Here is a 16685-nt window from a genome sequence, read left to right as displayed (position 1 = left end):
TTCAATATGATATCTTTGCGCCCCTGATGAAGAGAATTCTGCTTGCATTTTCTGTATTGGCTCTGGTCCTTTCTTCTTGTGGAGAGTATAACAAAGTGCTCAAAAGCACCGATGTAGACTACAAACTTGAGAAGGCCATTGAGTATTTTGATGATGGTCGTTGCTACCAGTCTATTCCGATTTTCGAAGAGTTAATCGGCTTGACACGAGGTACGCAAAAGGCTGAGGATGTTTATTACTACCACGCCAGAGCACACTACTGCGTGGAAGATTACTACCTCGCTAACTACTACCTCAGTAATTTCACCAAGACCTTTAGCTATTCAGAACGCGCTGAAGAATGTCAGTTCTTAGCAGCGATGTGTAGCTACAATCTCTCTCCAGAATTTAGCCTCGACCAAACGGATACGAAGCTCGCTATCAATGAGATGCAGCTCTTCCTAGACAAGTATCCTGGTTCAACTTTGCGCGACAGCTGTACTACGATGATTGATCAGCTGAACGCGAAACTGGAGCGCAAGAATTTCGAGGTGGCGAAGCTTTACGTAAAGACGGAGAACTTTAAGAGTGCCGTGCTCGTACTAGACTACGCACTACGTGACTACCCGAACACGAAGTACCGCGAAGAAATGATGTACATGCTAGTGAAATCAAGCTATTTGCTAGCAGACCAAAGTATCGAAGAGAAGAAAATGGATCGTTTCGCTGACTGCGTCGATCATTATCTTAACTTTGTAGCCTATTTCCCGGAAAGTGGGTACCTGCGCGAAGCAGAAAACTACTTTGACGATAGCCAAAAGGAAATAGAGCGTTTGAAAAAAGTATCGAATCCATGAGTAGCATTAAGAACTCAAAAGCAGAGCGCACAACAGTAACGCGCAACACAAATGCCATTGATGCCAAGGTAGAAGGAAACCTATTCGAAGCATTGGTAGTGATCTCGAAGCGTGCAAACCAGATCCAGAAAGACATCAAAGAAGAGTTGACTGCGAAGCTGGAAGAATTTGCCACTACTCAAGATAACTTGGAAGAGGTATTTGAAAACCGTGAGCAGATCGAGATCTCGAAGTTCTACGAGCGTCTACCTAAGCCGCACAGCGTAGCGATTGATGAATTGCTCGAAGACAAAGTGTACTTCCGTCGTCCAGAGCTTGGAGCATAAGCTTCACCTGACGATTACAATATTAAAGCCTCGCAATTGCGGGGCTTTTTGCTGCTCTCAATAAACGTTTATTCCCAGCTCCAAATTAGGGGGTTCGATCAGAAAGCCTGACCTTTACTTCATGTCTTCGATTCCACATATTCTCAGAGGCAAAAATATACTGCTCGGCATTACCGGTAGCATTGCGGCTTACAAGGCGGCCTTCTTGGTTCGACTTTTACGCAAGGCTGGAGCAGAAGTGAAAGTGGTGATGTCGCCAGGTTCTGAAGAGTTCATTACTCCACTCACCTTGGCCACCTTGGCCAAAAACCCCGTGCATTCTGACTTCACAGAAGACAAGCACACTGGGGAGTGGACGAATCACGTTGAACTCGGTTTGTGGGCTGATGTGATGCTCATTGCTCCTGCTACTGCGAATACATTGGCAAAAATGGTCAGTGGTGAATGTGACAATCTGCTCATGGCTGTGCTCTTAAGCGCGCGTTGTCCAGTAATGGTTGCCCCAGCCATGGACCTTGACATGTTCACGCACGAGGCTACCCAGCACAACTTGAAGATGCTTCGCGAGCGAGAGGTGACCGTGATTGAACCGGGTACTGGTGAGTTAGCGAGCGGCCTCGAAGGCAAAGGAAGAATGGAAGAGCCTGAAGCTATTGTTACGGCACTCGAAAAGTTCTTTGGCGATCGTGCCCCACTCGCGGGTAGGAAAGCCATGGTAACCGCCGGACCAACCTACGAATCCATTGATGCAGTACGCTTCATCGGAAATCACAGCTCAGGTAAAATGGGAATGGCCGTTGCTAACGAACTAGCTGCTAAAGGCGCTGACGTTACCTTGATTTTGGGGCCGACGAATGTCCCATATGACAATCCTGCCGTGGAAGTTGTCCGCATTGTGTCTGCTGATGATCTTTTAGCCGCTAGCGCGGAACGCTTCGCTTCTTCTGATATCACTGTCATGTCAGCTGCTGTAGCTGATTACCGACCTAAAACAGTGGTGAATCACAAAATGAAGAAGTCGGAAAACGAGCTCAAGATCGAACTCGAACCAACGACGGATGTCTTGAAAACATTGGGTAGCCAAAAGAGACCCGAACAGTTATTGGTTGGTTTCGCCTTGGAAACAGATAACGAACTAGAAAATGCCCAAGGCAAGCTAGAGCGAAAGAATCTCGACCTTATAGTATTGAACTCATTGAAGGATCCCGGAGCAGGATTCGGACATGATACGAACAAGGTCACGCTGATCGACAAACGCAATAAAATAGCTAGCTTTGAGTTGAAATCGAAGGCAGATGTTGCCAAAGACATCGTAGCCCGGATTACTGAATTAATTGGATGAAAAGATTAGTCGCGCTTAGCCTGCTGTTGGCAGCATTTATTGGTGGAGTTCAAGCACAGGAGTTGAACTGTCAAGTCCAAGTACAAGCACCACAGGTAAACAACGTAGACCCAAGTCGTTTCCAGACTTTGGAAGAGTCTGTTCGTGATTTCATGAACTCACGTAAATGGACCAATGACTACTTCGAACTCGAGGAGCGTATTGAGTGCAATATTCTCATTACGATCAATAGCGCGGCGAACCAGAATAGCTTCAGTGGTTCCATTCAAATTCAGAGCAGTCGTCCTGTATACAACTCTGATTACAAAGCACCGGTCTTCACTGTGAATGACGGTGACTTCGCTTTCACTTTCCTTGACAATGCATTGATCCAGTTCAGTATTGACCAGCACCGCGACAACCTGTCGTCTACCCTGGCCTACTACGCGTACATGATCATTGGAATGGACTACGATACCTTCTCTCCTGAGGGGGGTACAGAGCACTTCCTAAAGGCACAGACTATCGTGGCTAATGCACAAAACGCTGGTGACGCTGGATGGAAAGCCAGTGAAGGTCAGCGTAACCGTTACTGGTTGGTAGAGAACATCCTATCGCAGACTTTCCGTCCGTTGCGTGCTTGTCTTTACAAGTACCACCGCGATGGATTTGACAAGCTTTACAGCGATCCTGACGGAGGACGTAAAGCGATTTCTGATGCGATCATTGATATGCGTAACATCCACCGCATCAAGCCAAGTAGCTATAACGTTCAGCTGTTCTTCGCAGCAAAGAACGTTGAGCTCGTGAAGCTTTTTGAGGTAGCTCCAGATCCGGAAATTCAGCGCATACTTCCTGTACTGAAAGAGCTTGACCCAGGTAACATTTCACGTTACGAGCAGGCCCTTGGATAACCATGCTTCTTAAACTTCACGTTCGTAATTATGCATTGATCGATCAGGTTGACCTGAATTTCGAGCAAGGCATGACAGCCATCACTGGAGAAACCGGTAGTGGTAAATCTATCTTACTTGGCGCACTTGGTTTAGTGCTCGGTGAGCGAGCTGACATGCAAGCACTCCGTTCACCGGAGAGTAAGTGCATTGTGGAGGCTATCTTCCGTCTTGACGAACGACTGAAGTCTCTATTTCAAGAAGCAGACCTCGACTTTGAATCGGAAAGCATCTTTCGACGTGAAATCACACCTAGTGGTAAGTCACGCGCATTTGTGAACGACACACCTGTGCATCTCAAGTCGCTTAAAGCCATCGGTCAGCGTTTGATTGATGTCCATTCACAAATGGAGACTTCACGACTCAAAGAGCCTTCTTTTCGCTACCAGTTGCTTGATGCCACTGCCGGACAACTAGATTCTTTCAAAGCATGGAAAGAGCAACTTCTAAGCTTTCGAAAAAAGGAACAAGAGCTCCTAGAACTCAAAGAGGCTGAAGCACAAGCGGCGAGAGACCTTGATTACATGCAGTTCCAGTTCAATGAGCTGACGGCATTAGATCTTGACAATATTGATCAGGAGCAATTGGAGAATGAGGTGAATGCTCAGCGCAATGCAGAGGATATCATTCGCTCGATGAGTGAAGTTCATGGCATATTGGATGGTTCCGAAGGCGGTGTTACCGATCAACTGCGCAATGCAATTTCAGCTATCGAACGTATCAGCGGAGTGTACTCCCCTGCTGAGCAACTGTTGGAGCGTTTGCAAAGCACATTGATAGAAATCAATGATATCTCATCGGAAGCTGAATCGAAAAGCGAAGATATCGCGATGGATCCGCAAGTGTTGCAAGAATTGCAAGACCAACTTGACGGCTTGTATGCCTTGCAAAATAAACACCGTGTATCAGACCTTGAGTCGCTGCGCGTATTGCGCGATGAATTGGATGAGAAGATTCAAAATGCCAGCAGTTTAGAATCTCGCATTGAAGACCTTTGGAACGATATTGAATCGGCGCGTCAAAAGCTAATTGCTGAGGCCCACAAGTTGAATACGAAAAGAGAGAAAGCTGCGGTTTTGCTTGTTGATCGAGTCAAAGGAATTCTCAGCGAATTGAAAATGGAGCATGCCGAGCTGCGCTTTGAACTTCAAGAAACCGGTGAGCTCAATGCCTTTGGAACCACGAAACTCTCATTGTTATTTAAAGCTAACAAGGGCGGTCAATTCCAGGACCTAGAGAAGGTGGCAAGTGGTGGAGAGCTTTCGCGTGTGATGCTCGCGATCAAATCTTCAGTTTCCGATTCGCTGTCGTTACCTACGCTTGTCTTGGACGAGATTGACACTGGGGTTTCAGGTGAAGTAGCTGCAAAGATGGCTCAGGAGATGAGCAAGATGGCTTCGCACATGCAAGTCATCAATATTAGTCACCTACCGCAGGTAACGGCCGCAGCGAATCAACACTTTAAAGTCTTCAAGGTGGTACAAGGAGAAGAAACATTCTCCGAGATCAAGATGCTCAATGAAGCAGAAAGAGAAGACGAGCTGGCCTCAATGCTTTCAGGTACAGAGGTAACAGAAGCAGCAAGAGAGCAAGCCCGCAAGCTGCGCGCTCATTTCATTAGCGGATAAGCAATACACTTCCGAATACTTTCTCTTGGGTAACAACATCCTCATCGATCTTGTCGTAGGTCACAACGTAGGTGTAGATTCCAGGAGAAGCGTAATAACTTCCGCCATTGACATTCCCAGTCCAGAAGTCGGTGCCCTGTTCTGAAGAGTCAAAGATTTTCTCCCCCCACCGGCTAAAAATCATCAGTGAATACTCCGTTTCACAAGAAAGGACAGGAAAGAACTGCTCATTCGTACCATTTTGATCTGGGGTGAAAGCATTCGGCGCATAGACAATGCAATCACATAGCTCTTGCTCAATCAACAATGGCTCATTTACTGTGCGACAAGGATGCGATAAATCAACGCTGTAATTTCCAGCGTTCAACACCACTTGATTCCCCTCGATTACTTGACCATCGATACTGAACTCCTCCCATGACTCATCCACTGTGACCAGCACTTCGTCATCACATATAACAAGCGGAGAGGCTATGGTAGTTACCGGAGCGGCGTCTTGACTTATCTCTATGCTATCTGAGGTTTCACAACTTCCTTCGGTCAAGGTAGCTGTGTATGTTCCAGGTTCACTGACGGAAATGAATGAAGCCGCTTCACCCGTAGACCAGTCCAGTTCAAGTCCTTCTACTCCAATGGATAACTCTTCCCCAGCACAAATGACGGTATCTGTTCCTAACGCCAGCTCCGGAAGCTGAATGAATGTCACCATTACCGTATCTGCTGAGCTACATTCTCCCTCTGAAATACTGGCGATGTACTCGCCGTCTGAACTGACTTGAATTGATGTTGCCTCTTCTCCTGTATTCCAATCTAAGTTCACCTCTGGATCCATAGATAAGACAATCAAATCACCCTCACAGGCTTGAATATCCTCTCCTAAATCCACTTGGAAGACTCCCACTTCTACTTCTATCTCATCACTGAATTGACAGCCGTTGAAACTCACATCTACTGAATAGGTGCCACTTTCATTGACGCTAATTAAATCAGTCGTCTCCCCTGTTGACCAAACTACGTCCGCTTCATCAGGTAATTCAACACCAATGGAGACTGCCTCGCAGGATTGAACATCTTCTCCCAAATCATAGGTCAACTCATCCGCCGGAGCAGGAGTAATTTCCCAAATGTTATTTAAGCCGTAGATGGCGTTGAAGTCACCAAGATCAAGTCCGTTGTGTGTGTAGTCACATCCGATTCCGTAGACATTCGGATTCGCTATTTCTCCCAGGAATTGCCCTGTACGTGCGACGTACATCTTCCCATTCGGCGCTAGCTTAATGGAACCCCAAGGATTGAAAATCGATTCATCAAATAGCTCTACTTGCGTGTTCGGAATGATAGCAGGATCGCCACTTGAAATATCGTATTGATACAGGAAGTTGTCCACTGGATCAAAATTCACCCACGTTGAAACATATAACAGGTCTGAGTTTGGCGAGAACGCCAGTCCAAAGCCATGATCGATCTGATCAATCAAAATAGGATTGGAGATCACTCCGGTCTCTTGGTCGAAATCGAAGACTTCAACTTCACCGTTCATTTCATCTTGTACAATGGCCAAACGATTCCCTTGGAGGTTCATCTTCACCTCTCCTCGAGTATTGATGTTGTTGGGTTGAATGTCGTGAACGCTTCCTACATCAGAAATCACTGAATTCGTATTCACCCCATTCTCATCTACCTCAAAAGCATGGAATCGATTATTGAGGTATTCGTGTGTTATCACCCAGAATCCCGAGCCATCATCTTTCTTCACGGTACACACACGTTCCGTGGGATTATCAACCGGAAGATCGAACTGGTCAATCACAGCTCCCAGCCCACCGTCTTCGTTCATATCAATGACTACGCATTTGAATGCATTGAATCCTCCGAACTGCACATCGCCTGTGAACAGGTAATACAAGTTGGGTTGCGTGGGATGTTGTGCTACGCCAATTTGAGAGAGCGTGAAGAGAAATCCGAATCCGAAGATATCGTCGAAGAACGCGCCGCTAATTTCGCCTCCTTCCATGAGTTGGTCATTGGCGTTCCAAACGAAATCGGAATTACTGTAGAACAATAGATTCCCGTCAGGATCTGAAACGGTGACAGCACCTTCAAACCCTTGGATATCACCTTGAACTAGTGTGGGTTCACATCCAGCCCAATCGATACCAACTCCATTTTGGCCGAAATACCAGAAACGGTCTTCCTGACTAAAGGCTGCAACTTGTAAGAAGCAGATTAATACAATAAGAGAGAGTACCTGACGCATGCTGCTTTAACACAAATAACTGCGTGAGGTTCGAGCACATTACCTACAAATCGTTGAATCCAACGAGGGTAATTAGAATGTCAAGTCGAATCCGATACTTGGAAGGAATGGAAGCTGGTAAACCGTCTCCCCAGTCACACGGTTCACGTAAAATACGTTCTCGCGGCTGTAGATGTTCGTCACACTTGCATTCATATCCAAACCGATGCGATCTCCGAACTTCCATGACTTGCTCACAGAAAGGTCTAGACGGTGGTAATCTGAAAGACGTCCGCCATTCAATTCAGCGTAGAAGATTCCAAGCTCATCAGAGTTCAACACCACCGGATCGCTACCAATACCATCCGTAATATTCGGCGCTTGGTAGTACCCTTGTGTTTGAGTGAAAGGAAGTCCAGTACCTAGGTTCCAACGAAGACTTGCGTTCCATGAATCATCTTCCCCGAACGCGTGCGATGCTACGAAGTTGATGTTGTGACGACGGTCAAACACTGGATCGTACCATGTGAATCCATCCCAGCGATCTACATCGGCCAATGAGTACACGAACCATACTGAACGACGTTTGTCTTCGTACTTCAATACAACGTCTACACCTCGTGCGATCCCTGTCTCAATGATGTAATCCAAGCGAAGAACGTCAGGAACATCAGCAGTATTCGTCGGGAATAGCTTGTTACGATTCACATTTGTTACTTGGTTGAAGTCTTTAATGTACCCTTCAACATTCAAGTTCCAACGCTCTGTGATATCGTACTCGAATCCAGCAATCAAGTGACGAGCACGCTGCAATGGATCATCATTGATGTCGCGAACTTCTCCATCAGGTAGTACCAGTTCGTCTTGAATATCTGTTGGCGCGGTAATGAAACCATAGAAGAGATTTACTACGTCACGGTCACTATTCGCCTGAATCAAGTTCTGTGTATAGATTCCAGCAGCTGCCTTCAGACGGAACACTTCATTCACCTTGTACTTGATACCAAGACGAGGTTCAGGTGAAAGCTGTGACAGCGAACTGTAGTACTGTAGACGAAGACTTGGCTGGAATAGGAATTTACCTGCCGACTTCTTGATGTCTACATATCCTGCCAATTCGTTCGTGCTTTCTTGTTGCTCCACTTGAACTCCGAGTGAGTTGAAGGTTTCGTAGTCAGTGTTCACACCCACTACTTGAATACCCCAACGTACGTCGTCGTCATTCAAGACATATTTAAAGTCAAGTCCAAAGTTGAAACCACCAATGGTACTACTACGATCTGGAAGGCCTTCTTCACGAAGGTTGATGTTGTACTCAGAGTAAGCGAAGTTACCCTTGATCAGTACCGCTGATCCTGGGGGTACAACCACGAAGTTACCTCCACCTCCATTGTTTGACCAGTTCAGGTCCGAAAGAGCTTGGTAACGAACGTCATCGTTGAAGCTGAATCCGAAGATGTTGAACTTCGATCCATTTGCTCCACCGAATGATAGTTTTCCGTAGATGTCTGTGAAGTTGAACGGAAGTCCATCCTCATCGATGTATGAGTAGAAAAGTTTCGAGCTCTCCTCGAGATATGAGCGTTTTGCTGAGAATACGTAGCTGATTCCAGAACCGTTCTCTCCTAGCTTCTTGAGTGGTCCTTCTACAAGGATTTTCGCTCCGAATGGGCTCGCGCCGATTTTACCTGAAACATGCTTCTTGTTTCCATCGCGAGTAGTGATATCCATGATTGACGATACACGTCCACCGAACTCACCTGAGAAACCACCAGTGTAGATGTCTGCGTTTGAGATGATGTCTGTATCGAATACAGAGAACAAACCAATCGAGTGGAATGCGTTGTATACGATCATACCATCGAGCATTACTTTGTTCTGTACAGGTGATCCACCACGAATGTAAATCTGTCCCCCTTGGTCACCCGTAGAAACGAATCCAGGGAGGGTTGTCAATACTTGAACGATGTCTGCTTGTCCACCGAAGGTAGGTACACGTTTGATGTCGTTCGGACGAATCGTCTCGACTGACATACGCACTTGGTTCTTCTGTTCTTCGGAATCAGCTGAGATCTCAGCACCGCCTAGCTGGATCACCTTTGGCTCCAACTGGAAGTTTCGGCTGTAAACCTTTCCGTCTTCGATGACGATTTCTTTTCGGATTTCCTCGTATTCGATCGAGTTAATCAAGATGGTGTAGGTACCTGCTGGGATCTTCGTGAGAGAGTAGTAACCCGTCACATCGGTAGTCACTCCGAAGCTTGTGCCTTCCAACACAACTGTTACGAAAAGTGCAGGCTCACCTGTACTTCCGTCTTTCACAAACCCTTTAATAATACCCTGAGAAAATGCACTTCCTGCGATGGTCATGCAGAGTACAAAGAGCAGTCCTTTTAGAAATCGTTCCACGTATGCTTGGTTTACAGAAGCCCAAAAGTACCATTTTCATTTCTCTAACGATCGTCCCTTGGCAACCAATAATGACCTTTGATCACATTTCTACGAAGACAATTAGTCTTCGTCGTACGCTCGTTTCATCTTTTGGATGCGGTCACTGATCTTCTCCGAGGTCAATTTCTCACGTAGTCGGTCTACCATAATTGGGAACGACAAGGGTGTCGGTTTACTTGGATGAGTGATCACAAGTTTCTGCGAATTGATGCGCTTGAGCATCATCCGAAAGCGCTCTATTTCAAGCTGATGATCAATCATTTCGTTAAATGCTTGACGGAGTAACAAGTTGCTCGAATCGTAATCGGAGAATACATCGAAGACCAATGATGAAGAAGCTTTGAGGTGCCTTTCCTTCACCCCTTCTCCTGGATAACCTTGGAAAACTAAACCTGAAATAATGGCGATATCATTGAACTTCTTTCGAGCCATTTCAGCCGAATTGATGGAAGCCTCGAGATCATCCATCAAGTGATCAGTTGAGAAGATTTCGTTGTCGAATGCTTCATCCAATGGAATCGGTTGATCACTCAGCATTTCGAAGCCATAGTCATTGAAGGCTAAAGAGAACGACATCGGTTTTAGGAGAGAAATGCGGTAAGCCACAAGGGAAGCCAAGCCTTCATGAACTAGTCTTCCCTCAAACGGATATATGAAAACATGGTACCCTTCCCGAGTCTTGATCTGTTCGATGAGCAACTCATTAGAACGAGGTGTATGCGATCGTCTTGACTGCAGATCAAGCAAGGGCTTCACCTTGATCATCTCTGGATCTTTCAGTTTACCCGAGGCGTAATCATCAATTTTCTGACGAAGCATCTCAGACATTTTGGAAGTTAGAGGTAGCCTCCCTCCTTGCCAACTGGCGATGCGTCCGGATTTCTTCTTTGAATTGACGACCTCAAGCACGAGTTCTCGAATCTTTACCACTTCGAGACTTCTTCCAGCGAACCAAAAAGCATCCCCTGGACGCATACTTGCAGCGAAGTATTCTTCTACATGTCCTATTAGACCACCTCTAGAGTACTTTACTTTCATCATGGTGTCACCCACGATCGTCCCAATCGACATACGGTGACGTCGAGCTACACGCTGATTGGCCACTTTAAAGGTACCCTCCTCAATGACAATCTTTCGGTACTCTGGATAGGCTTGAAGCGAATGACCGCCGGTGGTAATGAAGCTCAAACACCATTGCCACTCTTCTTTGCTCATGGAATTGAAGCAAAATGTCTTGAGTACTTCTTGCTCTATCTCGTCTGGAGTAAACCCACCTCCCACCGCAAGCGTGGTGAGGTATTGGATAAGCACATCAAAAGATCGGTAATGAGGTGAACGATTTTCCAGAAACTCTAGGTTGATGGCTTCTCTGAGAGCTGCTGCTTCAATGAGTTCGAGTGAATGCGTTGGCAAGAAATAGATCTTACTTGTAGCTCCTGGTTGGTGTCCTGATCTACCCGCACGCTGCATGAAGCGTGCAACACCTTTTGGTCCACCAATCTGAACGATGGCGTCCACTGGTCGAAAGTCAACTCCAAGGTCTAGTGTTGACGTACATACTACGGCTTTCAGTCTTCCGTCATAAAGAGCGTCTTCAACCCAGTACCTCAGCTCTTTAGAAATGGCGCTGTGGTGCATCGCGATGATTCCAGCGAGTTCCGGTTTCTGATCCAAGATGGCCTGATACCAAATCTCACATTGACCTCTGGTGTTGGTAAAAATGAGTGTTGAACCGTTCTCTTCGATAATCTTCGCCACCTTATCCAACAGCTTCAAGCCGATATGTCCTGCCCAAGGCATCTTCTCCACTTCTTCTGGCATGAGACTGGTCATGCGCAAGTCTTTCTTAATTCCTGAGCGAATGAACACACCTGTTTCCGTTCGATCCGTTCCGAGTAGAACTTCTTTGGCTTCATCCATGTTTCCAATCGTCGCGGAGATTCCCCAAATGCGGACGTTTGGTACGAAAGCTTTCAGTCGCGACAATCCCAACTCCACTTGCACACCTCGTTTCGAACCGATGAGGTCATGCCATTCATCGACCACAACAGCCTCTAGGTGTTTAAATATTCTAGGATGATCTTTCGAAGCCAATAAGAGGTGCAGGCTTTCCGGTGTGGTAATGAGGATTTCAGGCATTCTCCTCATCTGCTTCTGCCTGACGTTTGTAGGGGTGTCACCGGTACGAATGCCCACTGACCAATCAGCGTTTAGTCCTTCAATCAGACGATTTGCCGAAATCTCTATTTCTTTTGAAAGTGCCCGAATCGGGGTAATCCAGATGGCGCGAAGTCCTTTCTTCTTCGTGTCTCGCATTCCTTGCGCTACAATCGGTACAAGGAGTGAGTAGGTCTTTCCGCTTCCTGTAGGGGCATTTACGATGCCGTCTTTCCCGTCTACGTAAGCTTCCCAAGCTTCTTTCTGAAAAGGAAAAGCTTTCCAACCTCTAGAATCGAACCATTTTTCCGCGCTAGCGACCACCTCATTCACGAACTAAAATTAAGAGAATCAACAACTCTACAGGCAATAAGTTTGGGCGATTCTTTTGCTGAAAAAAAGAATCAAAGTAATTTTAGGCATCAACTTTGTATAACAGCAAAGTGAATTTGAAAAAGACCTTATGAAGTATTTACTACCCTTAGTATTGCTAGTACTTTCTACCGCTCAACTAACTGCACAGCGTAACTACGATGATCTACTTGAATTAGTAGTGGATGAAAAATATGAGCGTTGCCTCCAAAAGTGTTTCAAATACATCGATGGAGAAGACACTAAGAAAGATCCGATGCCATACCTCTACGCGAGTATGTCATACTATAGAATTCACCAATCAGATGATCCGAAGCTTGAAGAGCGTTTTCCAAAGGCTTTCAAGAACTCTTTGAAGTACTTGGTGAAGCACCGCAAAAAGGACAAGCAAAATGAGTTCTTTGCTGAGCACCAAGAATTCATTAGCGAGGTTCGCCTAGAAACTATGATTGAGGCTGAGCGCGAAGTGGAACAAGAGAAGTTTACACGTTCTAAAGGACTCTACAAATACCTCACTCAAATTGACGAAAATGATCCTGGAGCTTGGATGGCACTTGCACATTCATTCTACATGATGAAGTCACGTAAGGATGCTGGGCTTGCTTGGGACGAAGCAAAGAAGATTCTGAATGAGCAAGGTGTCGATCACTTAGCTGAAGAGCAGCTCGAGTTGTTGAAGCAAACTGTGATTCGCAATGCGGAGATGCTTGACGAACTCGGTGAACGCGGACAAGCAAAAGAATGGCTCGAAATGACACAGGAGTACTTTGCCGACGACAAAGAATTTAGCGTGGTTTACCGCACAATCGTAGGGTAAACGCTATCCAACATATTTAGTTAATAAAGGGGGCATGTCCCCCTTTTTTCATGCTTTCCATTGTCTAATTTTAGATTACAACGGTTAGCTATGAATGAAAGTCCAGTAAACATCGTCTTGGTTGAAGATAACGCCAACGACGCCGAATTGACCTTGATGGCTCTAAAGAAAGCAGGACTTGACCTCGGGGTCAAAGTCATGCGTGATGGAGCCGAGGCCATCGAGTATTTGCTCGAATCCGGACATACTCGCGACGATGAATTCTCAGCACTTAAATTGATTTACCTCGACCTCAAGCTTCCTAAACGAAGTGGATTTGAGGTGCTCGAACGGATCAAAACTAGCGGAGAATTCATCGGGATTCCTGTGGTTATTTTGACCTCATCTGGAATTGAATCCGATGTAGAACAGGCGTACAAACTTGGAGCGAATAGCTACATGGTGAAGCCTATTGATTACGCTCAACACGGCAAGGATATTTCTGAAGCCACGAAATACTGGACTACAATCAATCGCTCATGTCGGTAACTATGGAAACTACGATCCTCAAGCTTGATCAGGTGGATCAAGACTTTATATATGCGGGAAGCGAAGACACCAAAATCAGAATTCTCATTCTAGAAGACTTGGAGACCGATGCGCAATTGCTTCAACTACAGCTGCGCAAAGTGAACCAGGAAAAAGAGATTCTGCACGTCACCAACAAAGAAGACTTTATCAAGGCCTTTGACGAGTACAAGCCGCAAATGATCCTCTCTGATTATGCCCTTCCGCAATTCACTGGAATGGAAGCCCTGCTCTTCGTACGTGAACGCAATCCATACATCCCTTTCATTATTTGTACCGGTTCGGTAAACGAAGAGACAGCTGTAGCATGTATCAAGGCAGGTGCAGATGACTATGTCTTGAAAGATTCCATGGGACGTTTGAGCAGTGCCGTTGAAAACGCTATCCAAGCTAAGACGAACCTCGTCGAGAAGGAGCGTGCTATTTCCAACCTGGAAAGCAGCGAAGCCAACTTCCGCGCGCTAGCGGAAAATGCGCCTGATAATATTTATAAGCTTGATCGCAATGGAACCATTCACTACGTGAGTCGATCTGTTGACGGGGTAGAACGTGACCAAGTTATCGGGAAGTCGATCTATGACTTCATGAGCGAACCGAATAAGAAACGTCTCGAAGATGCCATGAAAGACGTTTTTGATGACGGCCAAATCGCTGCTATCGATATCGAAGGGAATCCGAATGACCCTGAATCACAGTGGTATTTATGTCGTCTGGCCCCCGTAGTAGCTGACGGCCAAATAGATTCTGCGGTATTCATCCCATCCAACATCACTGCTCGTGTCCAGGCCGAGCGCGAGATGAAGGAGTTGAATGAGAAGCTTCAAGCCTTGACTCAACACTTGGAGAATATCCGTGATGAAGAGAAGGAGAAGATTGCCATGGAGATTCACGATCAGCTCGGACAGGAACTAACAGGGAATAAACTCGGACTTTTCTGGATCAAGCAAATACTTGAAAAAGAAGAATTACAAGCAGAAGACAAGACCGCGGCAATTGAGAAAGTTGACTACCTCGTTGACTTGACAACCACTACCATTCAAACAGTGCGCCGAATTGCGCATGAGCTTCGTCCTGTGGTACTAGACAACATGGGACTGGTAGCGGCGATGGAGTGGCACGTTGACAATTACAACAAACACCATTCAATCCAATGCCGTCTTCATATCGACGTTAACGATGCAACGTTCGAGAAAGAGTTCTCGACTGCTATATATAGGATCATGCAAGAAGGACTCACGAATATCAACCGACATTCAGAAGCTTCACAGTCTTGGGTTGACTTCCTCATCGCTGGCGATGAGCTTGTGTTGGAGATTCGTGACAATGGTAAAGGTCTGGAAATCGACAAAGCCTTGAAATCAAAAAGTCTTGGACTCTTCGGAATGAGAGAACGAATTAAGGCCTGGAATGGGCAATTCGATCTTGAATCTGAAAAAGGAAAGGGCACTACGATACGTTTACAGTTCGATATGGAACATCTGTCGAATTCTGGAGCAATTTTTTTGTAGCCTCTGAATTGCTGGCTAATTTGTAATGCTGAAACATCTGAAATACAACTCTCTCTACTATGAATAAAGTTGCAATCTGCGATGATCATAAAATAGTCCGTGAAGGACTAAAGCAGATCATCTCCGTATTTAACGACTTCGAAGTCGTCGCCGATGTGGAAAGCGGAGAAGCGCTTTTCCAGGTACTTCGTAACCACACTCCTGATATTATCATTCTTGATGTCTCTCTTCCAGGAAGAAGCGGTTTGGAAGTATTGAAGCAACTTAAGATCATGAACCCTGACATTAAGGTTCTTGTCCTAAGCATGTATCCGGAAGATCAATTTGCCATTCGCATGCTGAAGGCCGGAGCTTCAGGTTATCTGCACAAAGATTCAGAACCAGGGATCTTGCTTGACGCCCTAACTAAGATCTCTCGAGGTGGGGAATATTTGAGCCCAAAGATTACGCAACTCCTCTTTCGCGAAATGAATAACGAGGGGAATGAACTTCCTCACCAGGCATTGAGTGATCGTGAGTATGAAGTACTTCTATATATAGGAGAAGGAAAATCAATCTCAGAGATTGCCAATCAACTTTCGCTTAGTGTAAAGACCATCTCAACCTACCGAACACGCATTCTGGAAAAGATGCACCTTGACAACAATTCAGACCTTGTCAAGTACATCATGTTACACGATTTATCACAGAGCTAGACTGACAGCAGTGTCAGACGAAATACTGCAACATTTTTCAATGTCAGAAACGTCCTACACGCTGTAAAGATTGCATCCTATACGGCTGACAGTTTGATGCCAATACATTTGGTCAAGAAATCAACCAAAAATTGTTTGCCATGATTGATGTTGTTATTTGTGATGATCACAAGATCGTCAGAGAAGGTCTAAGTAAGATCATTTCAAATTTCCCTGATATCAAGATCCTTTCGGATGATATCGCTAGCGGTGAAGAACTTCTTCAACGTCTGCGCAAAGAACAACCTGACGTAATTGTATTAGATGTCTCACTTCCTGGACGAAGTGGTCTTGAAGTACTTAAGCAAGTGAAGATCTTCTATCCAGAGATCAAAGTGCTTGTGCTAAGTATGTACCCTGAAGATCAGTTTGCCATCCGCATGCTGAAGGCAGGTGCGTCTGGTTACCTTCACAAAGACTCCGCTCCAGAAGTATTGATCGATGCGATCCGTACGGTACAGGAAGGTGGCGAATATCTAAGTCCTGCAATTACGAAGTTGCTCTACCGCGAGATGAACAACAAGAACCAGGACCTACCGCACAAACAACTTTCAGATCGCGAATACGAGGTATTCCTAGCGATTGGTGAAGGAAAAGCGAATAATCAGATTGCGAGCCAGTTGATGTTGAGCGCAAAGACGATCTCAACCTACCGCTCACGTATCTTGACAAAGATGAATATGGACAACAACTCCGATATCATCAAGTATATCCTATTGCACAACCTGTTACCTTCTGCGTAATCCTACGCGGAGGGTAACTTCCCTCCTTTCCTACAA

General features: G+C 45.7%; 13 protein-coding genes. 10 read left to right on the top strand and 3 right to left on the bottom strand.

Annotation, left to right across the window (positions count from 1 at the left end):
• Window positions 1-26 precede the first annotated feature (26 nt).
• From RA156_RS03595 to recN, 5 genes are all read left to right on the top strand, one after another.
• A complete protein-coding gene (locus tag RA156_RS03595; RefSeq protein WP_306642850.1) occupies window positions 27-836 on the top strand; it encodes an outer membrane protein assembly factor BamD in 810 nt (269 codons plus the stop codon).
• Entirely contained in the window at window positions 833-1162 is a 330-nt protein-coding gene (locus tag RA156_RS03590; protein WP_306642849.1) for a DNA-directed RNA polymerase subunit omega, read from the top strand. The genes RA156_RS03595 and RA156_RS03590 overlap by 4 nt, the downstream gene beginning before the upstream one ends.
• A gap of 121 nt (window positions 1163-1283) precedes the next feature.
• Window positions 1284-2504 (top strand): bifunctional phosphopantothenoylcysteine decarboxylase/phosphopantothenate--cysteine ligase CoaBC, encoded by a 1221-nt coding sequence (gene coaBC, locus RA156_RS03585; protein WP_306642847.1) that lies wholly within the window; start codon window positions 1284-1286, stop codon window positions 2502-2504.
• Window positions 2501-3397 (top strand): type IX secretion system protein PorD, encoded by an 897-nt coding sequence (porD, locus tag RA156_RS03580; RefSeq protein WP_306642845.1) that lies wholly within the window; start codon window positions 2501-2503, stop codon window positions 3395-3397. Before coaBC ends, porD begins: the two co-directional genes overlap by 4 nt.
• A gap of 2 nt (window positions 3398-3399) precedes the next feature.
• Window positions 3400-5064, top strand: a complete 1665-nt coding sequence (gene recN, locus RA156_RS03575) for a DNA repair protein RecN (protein ID WP_306642843.1) — start codon at window positions 3400-3402, stop codon at window positions 5062-5064.
• On the opposite strand, the gene RA156_RS03570 is transcribed toward recN, so the two are convergent.
• The 3 genes from RA156_RS03570 to RA156_RS03560 form a co-directional block, all read right to left on the bottom strand.
• Window positions 5054-7321, bottom strand: a complete 2268-nt coding sequence (locus tag RA156_RS03570; protein WP_306642841.1) for a T9SS type B sorting domain-containing protein — start codon at window positions 7319-7321, stop codon at window positions 5054-5056. The genes recN and RA156_RS03570 overlap by 11 nt on opposite strands.
• Before the next feature lie 72 nt (window positions 7322-7393).
• Window positions 7394-9709 carry a TonB-dependent receptor gene (locus RA156_RS03565; protein ID WP_306642839.1) on the bottom strand — a complete coding sequence of 772 codons (2316 nt, stop codon included), beginning with the start codon at window positions 9707-9709 and terminating at the stop codon, window positions 7394-7396.
• 102 nt (window positions 9710-9811) lie between these two features.
• Window positions 9812-12241: a ligase-associated DNA damage response DEXH box helicase gene (locus tag RA156_RS03560; protein WP_306642837.1), complete on the bottom strand. Its 2430-nt coding sequence runs from the start codon at window positions 12239-12241 to the stop codon at window positions 9812-9814.
• A 130-nt stretch (window positions 12242-12371) separates the two neighbouring features.
• Between RA156_RS03560 and RA156_RS03555 the strand changes: the two genes are divergently transcribed.
• From RA156_RS03555 to RA156_RS03535, 5 genes are all read left to right on the top strand, one after another.
• Window positions 12372-13097: a hypothetical protein gene (locus RA156_RS03555; protein WP_306642835.1), complete on the top strand. Its 726-nt coding sequence runs from the start codon at window positions 12372-12374 to the stop codon at window positions 13095-13097.
• A gap of 90 nt (window positions 13098-13187) precedes the next feature.
• Window positions 13188-13625 carry a response regulator gene (locus RA156_RS03550; RefSeq protein ID WP_306642833.1) on the top strand — a complete coding sequence of 146 codons (438 nt, stop codon included), beginning with the start codon at window positions 13188-13190 and terminating at the stop codon, window positions 13623-13625.
• Window positions 13616-15172: a hybrid sensor histidine kinase/response regulator gene (locus RA156_RS03545; protein WP_306642831.1), complete on the top strand. Its 1557-nt coding sequence runs from the start codon at window positions 13616-13618 to the stop codon at window positions 15170-15172. Before RA156_RS03550 ends, RA156_RS03545 begins: the two co-directional genes overlap by 10 nt.
• Window positions 15173-15231: 59 nt before the next feature.
• The gene (locus tag RA156_RS03540) at window positions 15232-15867 is read left to right on the top strand and encodes a response regulator (protein ID WP_306642829.1); all 636 of its coding nucleotides are present in this window, start codon (window positions 15232-15234) and stop codon (window positions 15865-15867) included.
• 140 nt (window positions 15868-16007) lie between these two features.
• Window positions 16008-16649, top strand: coding sequence for a response regulator (locus RA156_RS03535; protein ID WP_306642826.1), 642 nt, complete (start codon window positions 16008-16010; stop codon window positions 16647-16649).
• Window positions 16650-16685 lie beyond the last annotated feature (36 nt).

The sequence above is a fragment of the Sanyastnella coralliicola genome (assembly GCF_030845195.1).
GTDB lineage: Bacteria > Bacteroidota > Bacteroidia > Flavobacteriales_D > Sanyastnellaceae > Sanyastnella > Sanyastnella coralliicola.
The sequence above is the reverse complement of the archived record's forward strand: the minus strand, read 5'-3'. Positions and strand labels throughout refer to the sequence as shown.